The sequence below is a fragment of the Bradyrhizobium sp. cf659 genome, assembly GCF_900113725.1.
Classification (GTDB): Bacteria; Pseudomonadota; Alphaproteobacteria; order Rhizobiales; family Xanthobacteraceae; genus Bradyrhizobium.
The window spans coordinates 404,710-420,952 of sequence record NZ_FOQJ01000004.1 but is presented as its reverse complement, the minus strand read 5'-3'; the positions used below and the strand labels follow the sequence as shown (position 1 = coordinate 420,952).

Below are 16,243 nucleotides of genomic sequence, written 5' to 3'. Positions count from 1 at the left end.
TCTTATTGTGTCGCTTGAATTGATGCCGTCATTCCGGGGCGCGACGAAGTCGCGAGCCCGGAATGACGATGGAGAGAGGAGTGCTTCATCGCAGCACGATCACATCCTGAGCCGGTTTGTCCGCATAGAGCCGTTCCACCAGCACAGCTCGACGCTCCAGGCCGGCGCGCTGGTTGATGTAGCCCTTGTCGGTCAGCTCATTACCGTCGATCGAGGGCGGCTCGACCATCAGCATGGCGCGCGCGATGATGCGGCTGCTGGCGCCTTCGCACTCCCTGTTGTGCGCTTCTAGACCGCGCCTGAAGCAGGCGATCACCTCGGGATGTTTCACGGCCTGCTCAAAGCCGAGATCGGGATTGCCGACAAGCTGGCGGCAGGCATGCAGGTTCGGCCAGCCGAGCAGGCCGATGAAGGCGCGATCCTGCCCCGCGATCAGCGCGTCATGCACGACGGGCGTTGCTGCTGCGATGGCGTCGGTGCGGAGCGAGCCGACATGGACGAACGTGCCGGTGGTCAGCTTGAAGTCTTCGACGACGCGCCCCGCGAAGATGATGCCCTTCACCGGATCGGCGTCGTCGACGAAGATGCCGGCGTCGCCGATGCAGTAGAAGCCTTCCTCGTCGAACATCTTCCTGGACAGCTCCGGCTGGCCGAAATAGCCGGGCGTGACGTTGACGCCGCGCAGGCGCAGCTCGTATTTCGAGCCGCACGGCACCATCTTCAATTCGACGCCGGGGAACGGCAGGCCGATCAGGCCGACACGCTCGGTGTCCCAATAGGTGCCGGTCGAGGTCGGCGCGGTCTCGGTCGAGCCCCAACCGGTGTAGAACACGATGCGCTCGCCGGTGGTCTTCACCGCGAGGGCCTGCATGCGGTCGTAGAGATCGTCAGGCAGCCGCGCGCCGCCATAGGCCATGATCGACAGGTTCTTGAAGAAGGAGCGGCACAGCGCATCGTCCTTCTCCATCGCGGCGGCGAGCGCGGCGTAGCCGGCGGGCACATTGGCGTAATAGGTCGGCGAGATCTCGCGCAGATTGCGCAGCGTCTCCTCGAACTGGCCCGGCATCGGCCGGCCGTCGTCGATATAGAGCGTGCCGCCGTCGACCAGGATGGGATGGAACGCCGCATTGCCGCCCATCGTGTGGTTCCACGGCATCCAGTCCAGCATGGTCGAGATCGGACCGCCCGGGTCGCGCGGCCGCACCTGCATCATCATCGCGGCATTGGCGCACATCATGCGTTGCGTGTTGATGACGGCTTTTGGCATGCCGGTCGAACCGGAGGTGAAGAGCAGCTTGCCGACGGTGTCGGGCGTGATCTTGGCAATCGACTCCGCGACAGCGGCGGTCACCGGCGTTGCCGCAAGCTCGGCAAAGCTGACGCTCTCGATGCCGTCGCAGGGACGCAAGACGTGGACCACGGTGACGCCGGTGAGATCGAGCGCTTTGAGTGCCTTCTCGAAGGTCGGCCCGTCCTGCACCATCACCACGGCCGGCTTGATCAGGTCGAACAGGTATTTCAGCTTGACGTGATCATGACTCATCAACGAGTAGGCCGGCGACACGGGAGCCGCCGGAACGCGCGCCTGCATCGCGGCCTGCGTCATCAGCGCATGCTCGATCGAATTGCCGGAGAGAATCGCGACCGGGTGGCCATCGAGACCGAGATTGAGCAAGCCTTGCGTCAGCGCATCCACGGTGCGCTTGGCTTCGCCGTACGAGACCTTCCGCCATTCGCGGTTCGGGCCGCCGCGCTGGGCGAGCCAGATGCGCTCGGGTGCTTCCTTCGCCCATTTGGCGAGCGAGGCCGGGATGTGCTTCTCGTAAGATTGCAACGGAATGTGCGACTTCAGCACCACCGTGCCGTCGCCGCGGCGCTCGACGTCGATGTCGCGTGCCAGCCACTCGACCTTGCGAAAGGCGGGCTTCGTCATCACCGCCGCCGCGCTACCACTCATTTTGCGTCTCCCGGAATTACTGTCCTTTGCGGATCTTCGTCGTTAGCGCCTGATATAGACAGGCTTTCGCTTCTCAAGGAAGGCCCTGATGCCTTCCGAAAATTCCTCGGAGCGGCTGCACAGGACCTGATTGCGGTCTTCCATCGCGATAACAGCTTCCAGCGATCCGGCATCGACGCTCATGTTTAGGCACTCTTTCGAGAGGCGCAGACCTACCGGCGAGGCCGTGATCATCGCATCGATGTAAGGCTCGGCCGCGTCATCGAGCTTGTCTTCGTCGACGACCTCGGAGACGAGACCGACCGCGAGCGCCCGCTCGGCACCGATGAAGCGCCCCGTGAGGATCAGCTCGGAGGCGACGGAGACACCGACGAGGCGCGGCAGAAAATAGCTGGTGCCGATGTCGCAGCCGCCAAGGCCGAGCTTGATGAAGGCGCAGTTCATCCGCGCCGACTTCGTCGCGATGCGGATGTCGGCCGCAAGCGCCAGCGCAAAGCCGCCGCCGGCCGCCGCGCCCTGCACCAGCGCCAGGATCGGCTGTGGACAGCGCCGCATCAGCATCACGATGTCGGCGATGCGCCGCTGCGAGTCCAGGGATTCGGTGACGCCGGGCGGCTCCTGCTGCCCGGCGCGGCGGGCCATCGCGCTCTTGAGATCAAGGCCCGCGCAGAAATTCTTGCCGGCGCCTTTCAGCACCACGACGCGCGTGTCGCGATTGCGCTGGAGGCCCTGGAAGTAGGTGTTGAGCGCGTCGATCAGCGCAGGATCGAGCGCGTTGAGGCTGTCGGGACGATTCAGCGTCACCCGGTCAACGCCGTCGTTGTGCTCGATCAGCAGCGGTTGGGACATGCGCGACTTCCTTCATCCGCAACGATGGTGCCGATTACTGCGCCCTCTCCCCTTGTGGGAGAGGGCATGTATGTCGCTCGCCGCGCATTCGCTCGGGTGAGGGGTCTGCCTCCACAGGTGAGATCGCGGAGAGAACCCCTCATCCGTCGCGCTGCGCGCGCCACCTTCTCCCACAGGGGGAGAAGGGAAGAGAGCTTTACCGCGGCGCCATGCGGATCGCGCCGTCGAGGCGGATGGTCTCGCCGTTCAGCATCGGGTTCTCGACGATGTGCACCGCGAGCATGCCGTATTCGTTGGCGTCGCCGAGCCGCGCGGGATGCGGCACCTGGGCGCCAAGGCTCTTGCGGGCCTCCTCGTTCAGGCCCATCAGCAGCGGCGTCAGGAACAGGCCGGGCGCGATCGTATTGACGCGGATCTTCTGGCTCGCGAAATCGCGCGCGGCCGGCAGCGTGAGGCCGACGACGCCGCCCTTCGAAGCCGCATAGGCGATCTGGCCGATCTGACCTTCATAGGCCGCGACCGACGCCGTGTTGATGATGACGCCGCGCTCTTCCCCAATCGGCTCGATCGTGACGAGGCGCTCGGCGAACAACCGCAGGCAGTTGAAGGTGCCGATCAGGTTGACATTGATGATGCGCGCGAACTTCTCCAGCGGATAGACGCCGTCGCGGCCGACGATGCGCTGCGAGCCGCCGATGCCGGCACAGTTCATCAGCACGCGGGCGACGCCATGCGCGGCTTCCGCCTTCGCGATCGCCGCCTTGATCTGCTCCTCGCTGGTGACGTCGGCATGAAGCGCGACGCCCTTCACTTCGGCCGCGACCTTCTCGGCGTTTTCCTTGCTCTGGTCGATCACGCCGATCCTGGCGCCCTTGGCGGCCATGGCGCGGGCGGTCGCGGCACCAAGGCCCGAACCACCGCCGGTGATGAGAACGGCTACGTCTTTCAGCTGCATCGCAAATACCTTTCCTTGGGCGTTTCTTCTCTGGACTTGACGAGTTCGGCCGGATCATCCGGCCGCGGCAGCTTCCTCGGCTTGCGTGAGGATGCCGCCGCAGATCAGCGTTTCCATGTGCTTGATGTATTGCCGGCAGACTTCATCGGTGACCGGGCCGACGCCGGTCGCGCGGGACATCGCGTGCCGGCCGAAGAACAGATGATCGCAGGCACCGATCAGGCTGGTGTAGAACAGCACCGGATCGGTCTGGCGGAATTCGCCGCGGCCGACGCCTTCGGCGAGCAGGCGGCGATGAAAATCCAGCAGCGGCGCGACGAAGAATTTCGAGACTTCGTCGGCGGAGCCCGCATTGGTTTCGTGCAGGAGATAGTGGATCAGCCGGTTCATATAGGGGAACCGGTGATAGGCGCGAATGATGCCGCCGATATGCAACTTCAGCTTCGCGGTCGGCGTGATCGGCTGGGCCAGCAGATATTCGAGGTTGGAAAGCTCCGTCCCCGCGTCGCGCTCGAGCAGCGCCAACAGCAGGCCGTCCTTGTTACCGAAGTGATATTTGACCAGCGCGGCGTTGGCGCCCGACTTCTGGGCGATGTCGGAGAGCGAAATCTCGATCGAGGAACGTTCGATCATCAGCTCGCTCGCGGCCACGAGCAATTTCTCTGCCGTGGAATTCTTTCCGCTGGGGGGCCTGTTAGGTACGCTGGTAGCCACGGAGATCCCTGTTCTCGCCGCTTGAAGCGGGGCGCAGATAAGCCCAAGCAGCGTCTCATCACAAGAGTTAATTGATCGATTGACTAAATGATGTCGCGCCCTTTTAATCCGCCCCCGACAACCCAACCCGATCCAGAAAAATTCAGGGAGAAACCGAAATGGCCGAGGCTTACATCGTCGCCGCCGCGCGTACCGCCGGCGGGCGCAAGGGGGGCCGCCTCGCCGGCTGGCATCCGGCCGATCTCGCCGCCAAGGTGCTGAACGAGCTGGTCGATCGTACCAAGGTCGATCCGGCCCTGGTCGAGGACGTGATCATGGGCTGCGTGATGCAGGTTGGCGAACAGTCCAACAACGTCGCGCGCAATGCGATCATGGCCTCGAAGCTGCCGGAAAGCGTGCCGGGCACCTCGATCGACCGCCAGTGCGGCTCCTCGCAGCAGGCGCTGCACTTCGCGGCCCAGGCCGTGATGTCCGGCGCGATGGACGTCGTGATCGCCGCCGGCGTGGAATCGATGACGCGCGTGCCGATGGGCCTGTCCTCGCAACTCCCGGCCAAGAACGGCTTCGGCAATTACAAGAGCCCGGGCATCGAAGCGAGGTACCCCCACATCGTGTTCAGCCAGTTCACCGGCGCGGAGATGATGGCCGAGAAGTACGGCCTCTCCAAGGATGAGCTCGACGAATATTCCTACAACAGCCATCAGCGCGCGATCGCGGCGACGCAAGCCGGTCACTTCAAGAAGGAGATCATGCCGCTCGAGATCACCCGCGCCGACGGCAGCAAGGATACCCACCACATCGACGAGGGCATCCGCTTCGATGCCACGCTCGACGGCATCAAGGGCGTCAAGCTGATCGCCGAGAACGGCAAGCTCTCCGCGGCCAGCGCCAGCCAGATCTGCGACGGCGCCTCCGGCGTCATGGTGGTGAACGAGCGCGGGTTGAAGCAGCTCGGCGTCAAGCCGCTCGCGCGCGTCCATCACATGACCATGATGGGCGGCGATCCCGTAATCATGCTGGATGCGCCGCTGCACGCCACCAAGCGCGCGCTGGAGAAGGCCGGCATGACGATCGGCGACATCGACCTGTTCGAGGTCAACGAGGCCTTCGCCTCGGTGCCGACCGCCTGGCTGAAATCCACCGGCGCCGATCCGGAGCGGCTCAACGTCAACGGCGGCGCCATCGCGCTCGGCCATCCGCTCGGCGGCTCCGGCACCAAGCTGATGACGACGCTGGTCCACGCGCTGCACCAACGTGGCAAGCGCTATGGCCTGCAGACCATGTGCGAAGGCGGCGGCATGGCCAATGTGACGATCGTGGAGCGGCTGTAAGCTGCTGCTGCCACACTAGCGGTGTCGTCCCGGCGAAAGCCGGGACCCATACCGCGAAATCTATCGATTGTGGTTGGTCGCAGTACCGAACGACGAACCTCCGCCAAACGACGCCCTGTGGTTATGGGTCCCGGCTTTCGCCGGGACGACATCTCGTGTGCCTTGGGACCTACACTTATGACCCACCCCTCCATCCACGCCCGCACCACGCCGAACAAGATCGCCTACCAGATGGCCGGCACCGGCAAGGCGATCACCTATCGCGAGCTCGACGAGCTCTCGAACCAGGGCGCACACCTGTTCCGCTCGCTCGGCCTGAAGGCCGGCGACCACATCGCGCTGTTGATGGAGAACCGCCTCGCCTTCATGGAGATCTGCTGGGCCGCGCAGCGCAGCGGGCTCTATTACACCGCGATCAGCCGCTATCTGAAGCAGGACGAGATCGACTACATCATCGCCGATTGCGGCGCCAAGGTCGTGATCACCACGCCGAAATGCGCCGACCAGATCAAGGCCCTGATCAAGGGCACGCCCGGCGAGCCGATCTTCTACATGATCGACGAGCCGCTGCCCGGATTCCGCTCCTACGACAAGGAAGCAATCGCACAGCCGACGACACCGATCGCCGACGAGGTCGCCGGCTACGACATGCTGTACTCGTCCGGCACCACCGGTCGGCCCAAGGGCATCAAGAAGGCGTTCGAGGGCAACAAGATCGACCTGCCGAACGCCTTCCTGCGCGTGCTCTGCGCCGACATGTGCGGCATGAACGCGGAGAGCACGTATCTCTCGCCCGCGCCGCTCTATCACGCAGCTCCCCTGCGCTTCAACATGATGGCGATCGTGCTCGGCGGCACCTCCATCATCATGGAGCGCTTTGACGCCGAAGAGTTCTTGAAGCTGGTCGAGAAGTACAGGATCACACAATCGCAGCTCGTGCCGACCATGTTCGTGCGCATGCTGAAGCTGCCGGACGAGGTCCGCACGAAGTACAACGTCTCGGCGCTCAAGGGCGCCATCCACGCCGCCGCCCCCTGCCCGGTCGACGTCAAGGCAGCAATGATCGAATGGTGGGGACCGATCCTGATCGAATATTACGCCGGCTCGGAAGGTAACGGCGTCACCGTGTGCAATTCGAAAGAATGGCTGGAGCATCGCGGCAGCGTCGGTCGCGCCGTGGTCGGCAAGATCAGGATTCTCGACGAGAACGACGAGGAGCAGCCGACCGGCGAAATCGGCACGGTCTATTTCGCCGATGCGCCTGGTTTCACCTATCACAACGATCCCGAGAAGACCAAGAAGGCCTACAACGCCAAGGGCTGGTCGACGCTCGGCGATGTCGGCTATCTCGACAACGACGGCTTTCTCTATCTCACCGATCGCAAGTCCTACATGATCATCTCGGGCGGGGTGAACATCTACCCGCAGGAGACCGAGGACGTGCTCATCACCCACCCGGAGGTCGCCGACGTCGCCGTGTTCGGCGTGCCGAACGAGGAGATGGGCGAGGAGGTGAAGGCGGTGGTGCAGCCGCACGACCCCAAACGCGCCGGCAAGGAGCTCGAGGCCGATCTGATCGCCTACTGCAAGGGCCGCCTCTCCGCCATCAAGTGCCCGCGCTCGATCGATTTCGAGGCCGAGCTGCCGCGCACGCCAACCGGCAAGCTGGTGAAGCGGCATTTGCGCGACCGGTACTGGCCGAAGACGGCAGCGAAGATTTAGCCCGAGCAGTCGTTGCGAACACCGTCATGCCCGGGCTTGTCCCGGGCATCTACGTTCTTTGTGCGGCAGGGAAGACGTGGATGGCCGGGTCAAGCCCGGCCATGACGCCGAGCAAGTTACGGCATCTTCAATCAAACAGGCTCGGTGTGTGGTTCACCAGCGCGCCTTCGATCTCGAGCATCTTCAGCTTCGTCACCACGCCGCCGTTGGCCGAGAAGCCGCCGGGCTTGTTGCCGGCCGCCAGTACACGATGGCAGGGCACGACGATCGGGCACGGGTTGCGGCCCAGCGCCTGGCCGACATCGCGCGACAGCTCGACGCCGCCGAGCTGCTTGGCGATGTCGCCATAGGTGATGGTCTTGCCGGGCGGGATGGTACGGGCGATCTCGTAGACGCCGCGGTTGAAGTCGGGCACGCCGTCGAGATCGAGCGGGATGTCGGTGAGGTCATCCGGCTCGCCGGCGAGCAGATTTGTGATCCGGTCGATCGCCTGCTGCACCTCGGCGGGCGGCTCGGCTTCACTGGCATCGATGTGGCGCTGGCTGATGCGGGTGCGGATCTTCTGCTCGCCGCCCATCGGCAGCTGCGTGCCGTTGATGCCGCGCGGGCCCCAGGCGATGGCGCAGAGGCCGATCCGGGTATCGAACAGGGCAAAATGCTGGTCGGTCATGGCTTGGTTCCTGGCTGCGTCCTTGTCGCATGCCCCCAATGTGATCTCTGGCCAAATCTAGGCTTGGAAATAGTTGCGATCCACCCGGTTTCCGGGAATCTTGCACAGGAGTTCCGTTTCCCTTCTCGCGAGCCAAGAATGCAGAGCCTCCACGTCAACGGATACGACATGCCCTATCTCGACGTGGGCGAAGCCAAAGGCGGCCCGCCGCTGGTCTGCGTGCATGGCTCGCTCTCGGACTTCCGCATCTGGGGCTGCGTGCTCGGGCCGCTGACGCAACGGCACCGGCTGATTGCCGTCAGCCTGCGGCACTTCTTCCCCGAGCAGTGGGACGGCAACGGCGACACCTATTCCATCGGCCAGCACGTCGACGACGTCATCGCCTTCATCGAAAAACTCGACCTCGGTCCGGTCGACCTGATGGGGCATTCCCGCGGCGGGCACATCTGCTTCCGCGTGGCGCAACGGCGGCCGGAGCTGCTGCGGCGGCTGATCCTCGCCGAGCCCGGCGGCGAGCTCGATGCGAGCCTCGATCCCGATTACGCCGGCGGTCCCTCGCCGCTGCTGGCGCGCTTCACGGCGTCGGCGGCGAAGATCGCGGCCGGCGACGTCGACGGCGGCCTCGCCGTGTTCGTCGACACGCTGGAGGGCGCCGGCACCTGGCCGCGGCTGCCGGCGATGGTGAAGCAGAACCTGCGCGACAACGCCATGACGCTGATCGGCCAGGTCCGCGATAACCGCCCGCCCTTCTCGAAGGCGGATGCGGAGCAGATCAGAATGCCGACGCTGTTCATCCTGGGCGCGCGAACCAAGGGCCTGCTGCCGAAGGTGCTGCATGCGCTGGCCGCGCATGTGCCTTATTCCAGGACGGCGATCATCCCGAACGCGACGCATCCGATGTTCGAGCAGGCGCCGCAAAAATACTCCGAAGTGGTGCTGGACTTTCTGGCGGGCTGAGCATGCAGACCTTTCACGTCAACGGTTACGACATGGCCTATCTCGAGGTCGGAGAAGGCGATCCGCTGGTCTGCGTGCACGGCACGTTAGGGGATTTCCGCACCTGGTATTCGGTGCTCGGCCCGCTGTCGAAGAGCCATCGCGTGATCTCGGTCAGCCTGCGGCATTTCTTTCCCGAGCATTGGGACGCCATCGGCGACGACTACAAGATGGCGCAGCATGTCTCTGACATGATCGCCTTCATCGAGCAGGTGAGGCCCGCACCCGTCGATCTGATGGGACATTCGCGCGGCGGCCACATCGCCTTTCGTGTGGCGCAGGCGCGGCCTGATCTGTTGCGCAAGCTGGTGCTGGCCGAGCCCGGTGGCGATCTCGACGCCAGCCTGCCGGCGCCTGAAGGCACGCCCGCGCATCCGCCGCTGGCGACGCGCACGGCGCGCTCGGTCGAGATGATCCGCGCCGGCGACATCGAGGGCGCGCTGCAGAACTTCTACGAGGGTATCGAAGGCGACGGCTCGTGGCGGCGCGTGCCGGCGGCGGCGAAGCAGCAATTGCGCGACAACGCCATCACCTTCCTCGGCCAGATCAACGAGCAGCGCAGGCCCTATACGCTCGCGGATGCGCAGGCGATCAGGACGCCGACGCTCCTGATCGGCGGCGGCGCCACCACCGGCAGCCTGTCGGTGATGTGGCGCGTGCTGGCGGAGCACATCGCAGGAGCCAAGACGGCGGTGATCGAAAATGCCGGCCACTGGATGTTCGAGCAGGCGCCGCTGGAGTTCGGCGAGGTGGTGAACAGGTTTCTGGCGGAGTAGGCGAGTGTAAGGAACGCACCGTCGTTGATCCCCCTCGCCCCGCTTGCGGGGAGAGGGTGGGGTGAGGGGGAGCCTCCGCGCAGACGGTGAGAGCGAGTCTCGGGGAGACTCCCCCTCACCCGGAATTTGCGATGCAAATTCCGGCCTCTCCCCGCAAGCGGGGAGAGGCGAAGGAAGAGCCTTCACACCTTCCACACGCCGACCGGCATCTTGATCGTCGCGTTGAGGCGGTTCCAGACGTTGATGGTCGCGATCGAGAGGATCAGGGTTGCGAGTTCGCGCTCGTCAAAATGCTTGGCGGCCTCGTTCCAGATCGCGTCGGGCACCGGATCCTCACGGTCGGCGATACGGGTGACCGCCTCGGTCAGAGCCAGCGCGGCGCGCTCGGCTTCGGTGAAATAGGGGGTGTCGCGCCAGGCCGAGACGGCGAACAGGCGTTCGTCGGTCTCGCCAGCCTTGCGGGCGATCTTCGGGTGCATGTCGACGCAGACGCTGCAGCCATTGATCTGGCTGGCGCGCAGGTGCACCAGTTCCAGGAGCTTTTCCGGCAGGCCCTGTTTGGTCACATTGCCGAGAGATTGCAGGACATTCATGGCCTCGGGCAGGACCATGACGGGGTGATTCATGCGGGCGTGCATCATTGTCGTCTCCATCTGTCGAATTTCGAAGGTTCCGGTCACATTGGCCGGATTGGCTTCGTCATGGGCATGACGGATCGCGATGAGGGAATGTGACCGATGACCCAAAAAAACTTTGAAGACAATTTTCTCAGCCAACAGTTCGAGGCCAGCAGGGACCATTTGCGCGCGGTCGCCTACCGGATGCTGGGTTCCAGCGCCGAGGTCGACGATGCCGTGCAGGAGGCCTGGCTGCGGGTCAGCCGCTACGATATGTCCGATGTCGCGAATTTGCGGGGCTGGCTGACCACCGTGGTCGCGCGCATCTGTCTCGACATGCTGCGCGCACGGAAGTCGCGCCGGGAGGACCCGATGGGCCCGCATGTGCCGGAGCCGGTCGACGAGACGCGGGAGCGCGACGCGGAGATGGCCGATTCCGTCGGTGCGGCACTCCTGATCGTGCTGGAAACCTTGCAACCGGCAGAGCGGCTCGCCTTCGTGCTGCATGACATGTTCGCGGTGCCCTTCGAGGAGATCGCGCCGATCGTCGGGCGCTCCGTCGATGCCTCGCGCCAGCTTGCCAGCCGTGCGCGGCGGCGCGTGCAGGGTGCGCCGGTGCCCGAGACGGACCTGTCGCATCAACGCAAGATCGTCGATGCCTTCCTCGCAGCTTCGCGCGAAGGCAATTTCGAGGGGCTGCTTGCCGTGCTCGACCCCGACGTCGTCTTTCGCGCCGACGAGGCCGCGGTGCGGCTCGGTACGCTGCCGGAGATCCGCGGCGCGGATGCGGTCGCGCAGCTCTACAAGGGCCGCGCCCAGGCCGCGCGCACAGCGCTGGTCGATGGCGAGATGGGTGTTGCGGTCATCCTCGGCGGGCAATTGCGCATCGCGCTGCGCGTGACCTTCAGCGGCGACCGGATCGCGGCGATCGAGGCGGTGGCCGATGCAGACGAGATCGCGGCGATCGAGGTGGAGGTGCTGGAGCGCTAGGCCGGCGTGGCATCGCGCCTGTCCGGATGCTAGGCTTTCCGCACAATCGCGCGCGGTGCCTGCGCTCAAGACGCGAGAGGACGCAAGTCATGATATCCCGCCTCATTCCCCTGCTCGCACTATCCCTGCTCAGCCTCGCCGCCGGCGCCACGACTGCGCTCGCCGCCGCCGACGAGAAGCTGAAAGCCGCCGCAGAGCAGGAGAAGGCGCCGCTGATCGAGACCTTGCGCGACATGGTGATGATCGAGAGCGGCAGCAGCGACGCCGAAGGCCTGAAGAAGATGGCAGACTTCACGGAAGCCCGCCTGAAGGCGCTGGGCGCCACCACGGAGCGGCGCAAGACCACCGCGGGCACGCGCGCCGACATGGTGATCGCGACGTTCCAGGGCTCAGGCACGCGAAAGCTGATGCTGATCGCGCTTATGGACACGGTCTATCAGCGCGGCATCCTCGGCAGCGAGCCGTACCGTGTCGACGCCAACCGCATCTATGGCCCCGGCATCGCCGACGACAAGGGCGGCATCGCCGTGGTGCTGCATGCACTCAAGATCCTGAAGGACGCCGGCTGGAAGGACTACGCGACGCTCACCGTGTCGTTCAATCCGGATGAGGAGGTCAGCTCGATCGGGTCGGGCGAGATCATCGCTGAGCTCGCCGATCAGCACGACGTCGTGCTCTCCTGCGAGCCGACGGTGGCGGCGCCCGTGGCCAAAAATGACGGGCTGCTGCTCGGGGCCAGCGGCACTGCGACGGCGAAAATGGAAGTGAAGGGCCGGGCCTCGCATGCGGGTGCCGCCCCCGATCTCGGCCGCAATGCGCTGATCGAGCTCGGGCACCAATTGCTGCAGACCAGGGATGTCGCCAAATCGATTCCCGGCACGCAGCTCAACTGGACCACCGCGCAGGCCGGCACCGTGCGCAACCAGATCCCGGAGAAGGCCGAGGCCGGCGGCGACATTCGCCTCACCATCCCCGACGGCGTCGCCAAATTGCAGGCGGCGCTCGACGCAAAGCTGAAAGAGAAGCTCGTTCCCGACACCGAGACGACGGTGACGATCACGCCGGGTCGCCCGCCCTTCGTCGCCAGCGATCGCGGCCGCGCACTCGCCGAGATGGGCCAGGCGATCTATGCCGAGATCGACCGCAAGCTCGACATCGCCGAGATGACCGGCGGGGCCACCGACGCCGGCTACGCCAACCGCAGCGGCAAGGCGGTCGTGGTCGAGAGCTTCGGCCTCGCCGGCTTCGGCTACCACGCCCGCGACGAATTCATCGACACCAACTCGATCGTGCCGCGGCTCTATCTGATGAGCCGGATGCTGATCGAGCAGGGCAAGAAAAAGTAGGCGCCAAACCGGGCCAAATCATTTTCGCGAAAACAACCCCATGCACAGTAGACGGCCCTAGCGATATCAATGGCTTAGGCTACCTCCAAAATTAGAGGCGACCGTCCCCCGGGACCGCTTGACGCCCTCTGCCATACCGCGTAGCTTCGAATACGGAATTCCGTATTCCTTCTCTTGTTTCGGAGCCGCCGGCGTGATCCCTCTCGACCCGCTCCCGAACCTGATCGACCAGGTCTATGCGCGCATCCTGGAGGCGATCTCCGATCGCACGCTGCAGCCGGGCCAGCGCATCCGGCAGAACGAGCTTGCCGACAAGCTCGGCGTGTCGCGCCAGCCGGTGTCGCATGCGCTGCATCTGCTGCATCGGCAGGGCCTCGTCGCCGAAAGCGGCCGGCGCGGCTTTGAGGTCACCCAGCTCGATCCCGCGCGCATTCGCCAGCTCTACGAGGTGCGCGGCGCCCTCGATGCACTCGCCGCCAGGCTCGCCGCGATGCGCGCCGCAAGCGATGCGGCAGGACGCGCGCGGCTCGAGGCGGCGCTCGCCGCCGGGCGCCGCATCGATCGCAACACGTCGCTTGCCGAGCTCATCACCCTCGACGTCGATTTTCATCGTGCGATCTACCAGCTCGCCGGCAATCCCGTGATCGAGGAGACGATCGCGCCGCAATGGCCGCATATGCGCCGCTCGATGGCGACCGTGCTGTCGGAGCTCGACTATCGCGGCAGCGCCTGGGCCGAGCATGCGACGATCGCCGGACACATTCTCGCCGGCGAGGCGAATGCCGCCGAACGGGCGGCACTCGCGCATGCGCAGACGGCGGGACGGATGACCGAGGAGAGATTGAGGGCGACGGACGAGGCGGCGGCGTAGCAATAAGCGCCGTCATTCCGGACGCGCGAAGCGCGATCCGGAATCTCGAGGTTCCGGGTTCGGTCCTGCGGACCGCCCCGGAACGACGAACAAAAATCAAAACAGGAGGAAACGGCCCATGAAACTGTCTCAGGAGCAATTGGAGTTCTTCCACCGCGAGGGCTGGCTGTTCCTGCCCGAATTGTTCAGCCAGGAGGAGGTCGATCTGCTCGCTCGCGAGGCGGTCGGCATTTACGATGCCAACCGGCCGGAGGTCTGGCGCGAGAAGAGCGGCGCGCCGCGCACGGCGTTTGCCGCGCATCTCTACAACGAGGCCTTCCGCATCCTGGGCGCGCATCCGCGCATGATCGACCCGGTCGAGCAATTGTTCGGCGAGCCTGTCTACATGCACCAGTTCAAGATCAATGCGAAATCGGCCTTCACCGGCGACGTCTGGCAATGGCACCAGGATTACGGCACCTGGAAGCGCGACGACGGCATGCCGGAGCCGCGCGCGATGAACATCGCGATCTTCCTCGACGAGGTGATGCCGATCAACGGCCCCCTGATGCTGGTGCCGCGCAGCCAGAACGCCGGCGATCTCGAAGCCTCGCATGACCTTGCCACCACGTCCTACCCGCTGTGGACACTGGATGAGGACACCGTGACGCGCCTCGTCAAGCAGGGCGGCATCGTCGCGCCAACGGGCAAGCCCGGCGGCATGCTGATGTTCCACGGCAATCTCGTGCACGGCTCGGCCGGCAACATCACGCCCTACCCGCGCAAGATCGTGTACCTGACGCTGAACGCGGTCTCGAACTACATCCGCACCCCCACGCGGCCCGAGTACATCGCCCACCGCGATTTCGCGCCGATCAAGACGGTGGACGACGACGCCCTGCTGCGGCTCGCACGTGCGCCGCGGCAGGCGGCGGAGTAGACAGGTATCGTGCCCCGGACGCGGCGCAGCGTCTCTTCGACGATGCGCTGCAGAGCCGGGGCCCATGCCGCACGGAATTCCCTCACACTGGGTCCCGGCTCTGCGGAGCGGCACTTCGCGCCGCACCGCGTCCGGGACACGATAGTTGTACTGGACACACCCCATGAACCTCTTCCGCCTCCTCCAGGCCCGTGCGTCCGCCGGCAAGCCTGTGCGTGTCGCGCTGATCGGCGCGGGCAAATTCGGCTCGATGTTCCTGGCGCAGGTGCCGCATACGCCGGGGCTGGAGGTGCCCATCATCGTCGACATCGACCGCGAGCGGGCGCGCGAGGCCTGCCGCACGGTCGGCTGGGATACGGCGCGCATCGCAGCGACTGTCTTCACCGATGACGGCGCACGCGCGATTGCCGGCGGCGCAATGGACGTGGTGGTGGAAGCGACCGGCAATCCGGCCGTCGGCATCAGGCACGCACGCGCCGCGATCGCGGCGGGCAAGCATATCGTGATGGTGAATGTCGAGGCGGACGTGCTGGCGGGCCCGCTGCTCGCCGAGGAAGCGCGCAAGGCGGGCGTGGTCTATTCGCTCGCCTATGGCGACCAGCCGGCATTGACGGCGGAGATGGTCGACTGGGCCCGCGCTACCGGCTTTCGCGTCGTCGCCGCCGGCAAGGGCACGAAATATCTGCCGGCCTATCACGACGTGACGCCGGACGGCGTCTGGCAGCATTACGGCCTGACCGCGGGCGAAGCGCAGTCTGCCGGCATGAATCCGCAGATGTTCAACTCATTCCTCGACGGCACCAAATCGGCGATCGAGATGGCCGCGATCGCCAATGCCTGCGGCCTCGACGTGCCGGCGGAGGGACTGCTGTTTCCGCCCTGCGGCGTCGACGATCTGCCGCATATCATGCGGCCGCGCTCGCGCGGCGGCGTGCTGGAGCGCTCCGGCGTGGTGGAAGTCGTCTCCTCGCTCGAACGCGACGGGCGGCCGGTGTTTCGCGACCTGCGCTGGGGCGTCTATGTCGTGCTGGAAGCCCCGAACGACTATGCCGCGGACTGCTTCAAGCAGTATGGCCTCAAGACCGACGCCAACGGGCGCTTTGCTGCGATGTACAAGCCCTATCACCTGATCGGGCTCGAGCTGAACATCTCGGTGCTGTCGGCCGCGTTGCGGGGCGAGCCGACCGGCCAGCCCTACGGCTTCCGCGGCGACGTCGCAGCGGTGGCAAAACGCAATCTGCGCGCCGGTGAGATGCTGGACGGCGAAGGCGGCTACACCGTGTGGGGCAAGCTGGTGCCGGCGGCCGAGAGCCTCAAGGCCGGCGCGCTGCCGATCGGGCTGGCGCATCGACTCAAGCTGAAGCACGACGTCGCCCATGGCGAGATCTTGCGCTGGAGCGACGTCGAATTCGACGTCAACAACGAGACGGTGAAGATCCGCAAGGCCATGGAGGCCGCCTTCGCAGCGCAGCATTGAACGGCTCCGCCGGTAGCGCAACCAAAGCGGGCTTGCTTTGCAACCCCCCTTTG

The 16,243-nt window shown here is 65.4% G+C and carries 15 protein-coding genes; 9 read left to right on the top strand and 6 right to left on the bottom strand.

Features of this window, described 5'->3' with window-relative positions:
- Nucleotides 1-85 precede the first annotated feature (85 nt).
- From BM118_RS20980 to BM118_RS20965, 4 genes are all read right to left on the bottom strand, one after another.
- Nucleotides 86-1,957: an AMP-binding protein gene (locus tag BM118_RS20980; protein WP_092187375.1), complete on the bottom strand. Its 1,872-nt coding sequence runs from the start codon at nt 1,955-1,957 to the stop codon at nt 86-88.
- A 42-nt stretch (nt 1,958-1,999) separates the two neighbouring features.
- Nucleotides 2,000-2,806: an enoyl-CoA hydratase/isomerase family protein gene (locus tag BM118_RS20975; protein WP_092187374.1), complete on the bottom strand. Its 807-nt coding sequence runs from the start codon at nt 2,804-2,806 to the stop codon at nt 2,000-2,002.
- Nucleotides 2,807-3,002: 196 nt separating this feature from the next.
- Nucleotides 3,003-3,761, bottom strand: a complete 759-nt coding sequence (locus BM118_RS20970) for an SDR family NAD(P)-dependent oxidoreductase (RefSeq protein ID WP_092187373.1) — start codon at nt 3,759-3,761, stop codon at nt 3,003-3,005.
- A gap of 54 nt (nt 3,762-3,815) precedes the next feature.
- A complete protein-coding gene (locus tag BM118_RS20965) occupies nt 3,816-4,475 on the bottom strand; it encodes a TetR family transcriptional regulator (RefSeq protein ID WP_177234510.1) in 660 nt (219 codons plus the stop codon).
- Nucleotides 4,476-4,633: 158 nt separating this feature from the next.
- On the opposite strand from BM118_RS20965, the gene BM118_RS20960 reads away from it, so the two are divergent.
- On the top strand, nt 4,634-5,806 hold the full coding sequence (locus tag BM118_RS20960) for an acetyl-CoA C-acetyltransferase (RefSeq protein WP_092187372.1): 1,173 nt from the start codon (nt 4,634-4,636) through the stop codon (nt 5,804-5,806).
- 177 nt (nt 5,807-5,983) lie between these two features.
- Entirely contained in the window at nt 5,984-7,528 is a 1,545-nt protein-coding gene (locus BM118_RS20955; protein ID WP_177234509.1) for an acyl-CoA synthetase, read from the top strand.
- A 127-nt stretch (nt 7,529-7,655) separates the two neighbouring features.
- On the opposite strand, the gene BM118_RS20950 is transcribed toward BM118_RS20955, so the two are convergent.
- Nucleotides 7,656-8,198, bottom strand: coding sequence for a methylated-DNA--[protein]-cysteine S-methyltransferase (locus BM118_RS20950; protein WP_092187370.1), 543 nt, complete (start codon nt 8,196-8,198; stop codon nt 7,656-7,658).
- 138 nt (nt 8,199-8,336) lie between these two features.
- Between BM118_RS20950 and BM118_RS20945 the strand changes: the two genes are divergently transcribed.
- Both BM118_RS20945 and BM118_RS20940 read left to right on the top strand, forming a co-directional pair.
- Nucleotides 8,337-9,155 (top strand): alpha/beta fold hydrolase, encoded by an 819-nt coding sequence (locus tag BM118_RS20945; RefSeq protein WP_092187369.1) that lies wholly within the window; start codon nt 8,337-8,339, stop codon nt 9,153-9,155.
- A 2-nt stretch (nt 9,156-9,157) separates the two neighbouring features.
- Nucleotides 9,158-9,970, top strand: coding sequence for an alpha/beta fold hydrolase (locus BM118_RS20940; protein WP_092187368.1), 813 nt, complete (start codon nt 9,158-9,160; stop codon nt 9,968-9,970).
- Nucleotides 9,971-10,152: 182 nt separating this feature from the next.
- Here the strand turns inward: BM118_RS20940 and BM118_RS20935 are convergent, their stop codons facing one another.
- Nucleotides 10,153-10,608 carry a carboxymuconolactone decarboxylase family protein gene (locus BM118_RS20935; protein WP_092187584.1) on the bottom strand — a complete coding sequence of 152 codons (456 nt, stop codon included), beginning with the start codon at nt 10,606-10,608 and terminating at the stop codon, nt 10,153-10,155.
- 99 nt (nt 10,609-10,707) lie between these two features.
- Here BM118_RS20935 and BM118_RS20930 point away from each other — a divergent pair, with 99 nt between their 5' ends.
- The 5 genes from BM118_RS20930 to BM118_RS20910 all read left to right on the top strand — a co-directional run bounded on the left by BM118_RS20930 (nt 10,708) and on the right by BM118_RS20910 (nt 16,190).
- Nucleotides 10,708-11,577, top strand: a complete 870-nt coding sequence (locus BM118_RS20930) for a sigma-70 family RNA polymerase sigma factor (protein WP_092187367.1) — start codon at nt 10,708-10,710, stop codon at nt 11,575-11,577.
- An 89-nt stretch (nt 11,578-11,666) separates the two neighbouring features.
- Nucleotides 11,667-12,923: a M20/M25/M40 family metallo-hydrolase gene (locus tag BM118_RS20925; protein WP_092187366.1), complete on the top strand. Its 1,257-nt coding sequence runs from the start codon at nt 11,667-11,669 to the stop codon at nt 12,921-12,923.
- Nucleotides 12,924-13,116: 193 nt separating this feature from the next.
- Nucleotides 13,117-13,794 (top strand): GntR family transcriptional regulator, encoded by a 678-nt coding sequence (locus BM118_RS20920; RefSeq protein ID WP_092187365.1) that lies wholly within the window; start codon nt 13,117-13,119, stop codon nt 13,792-13,794.
- 118 nt (nt 13,795-13,912) lie between these two features.
- Entirely contained in the window at nt 13,913-14,713 is an 801-nt protein-coding gene (locus BM118_RS20915) for a phytanoyl-CoA dioxygenase family protein (protein WP_092187364.1), read from the top strand.
- A gap of 163 nt (nt 14,714-14,876) precedes the next feature.
- Nucleotides 14,877-16,190, top strand: a complete 1,314-nt coding sequence (locus tag BM118_RS20910) for an NAD(P)H-dependent oxidoreductase (RefSeq protein WP_092187363.1) — start codon at nt 14,877-14,879, stop codon at nt 16,188-16,190.
- Nucleotides 16,191-16,243 lie beyond the last annotated feature (53 nt).

Excerpts from the sequence above, each read along its gene's own strand:
- BM118_RS20980 (WP_092187375.1), bottom strand. The coding sequence starts at position 1,957 with ATGAGTGGTAGCGCGGCGGCGGTGATGACGAAGCCCGCCTTTCGCAAG.
- BM118_RS20975 (WP_092187374.1), bottom strand. The coding sequence starts at position 2,806 with ATGTCCCAACCGCTGCTGATCGAGCACAACGACGGCGTTGACCGGGTG.
- BM118_RS20970 (WP_092187373.1), bottom strand. The coding sequence starts at position 3,761 with ATGCAGCTGAAAGACGTAGCCGTTCTCATCACCGGCGGTGGTTCGGGC.
- BM118_RS20960 (WP_092187372.1), top strand. The coding sequence starts at position 4,634 with ATGGCCGAGGCTTACATCGTCGCCGCCGCGCGTACCGCCGGCGGGCGC.
- BM118_RS20955 (WP_177234509.1), top strand. The coding sequence starts at position 5,984 with ATGACCCACCCCTCCATCCACGCCCGCACCACGCCGAACAAGATCGCC.
- BM118_RS20950 (WP_092187370.1), bottom strand. The coding sequence starts at position 8,198 with ATGACCGACCAGCATTTTGCCCTGTTCGATACCCGGATCGGCCTCTGC.
- BM118_RS20945 (WP_092187369.1), top strand. The coding sequence starts at position 8,337 with ATGCAGAGCCTCCACGTCAACGGATACGACATGCCCTATCTCGACGTG.
- BM118_RS20940 (WP_092187368.1), top strand. The coding sequence starts at position 9,158 with ATGCAGACCTTTCACGTCAACGGTTACGACATGGCCTATCTCGAGGTC.
- BM118_RS20935 (WP_092187584.1), bottom strand. The coding sequence starts at position 10,608 with ATGCACGCCCGCATGAATCACCCCGTCATGGTCCTGCCCGAGGCCATG.
- BM118_RS20930 (WP_092187367.1), top strand. The coding sequence starts at position 10,708 with ATGACCCAAAAAAACTTTGAAGACAATTTTCTCAGCCAACAGTTCGAG.
- BM118_RS20925 (WP_092187366.1), top strand. The coding sequence starts at position 11,667 with ATGATATCCCGCCTCATTCCCCTGCTCGCACTATCCCTGCTCAGCCTC.
- BM118_RS20915 (WP_092187364.1), top strand. The coding sequence starts at position 13,913 with ATGAAACTGTCTCAGGAGCAATTGGAGTTCTTCCACCGCGAGGGCTGG.
- BM118_RS20910 (WP_092187363.1), top strand. The coding sequence starts at position 14,877 with ATGAACCTCTTCCGCCTCCTCCAGGCCCGTGCGTCCGCCGGCAAGCCT.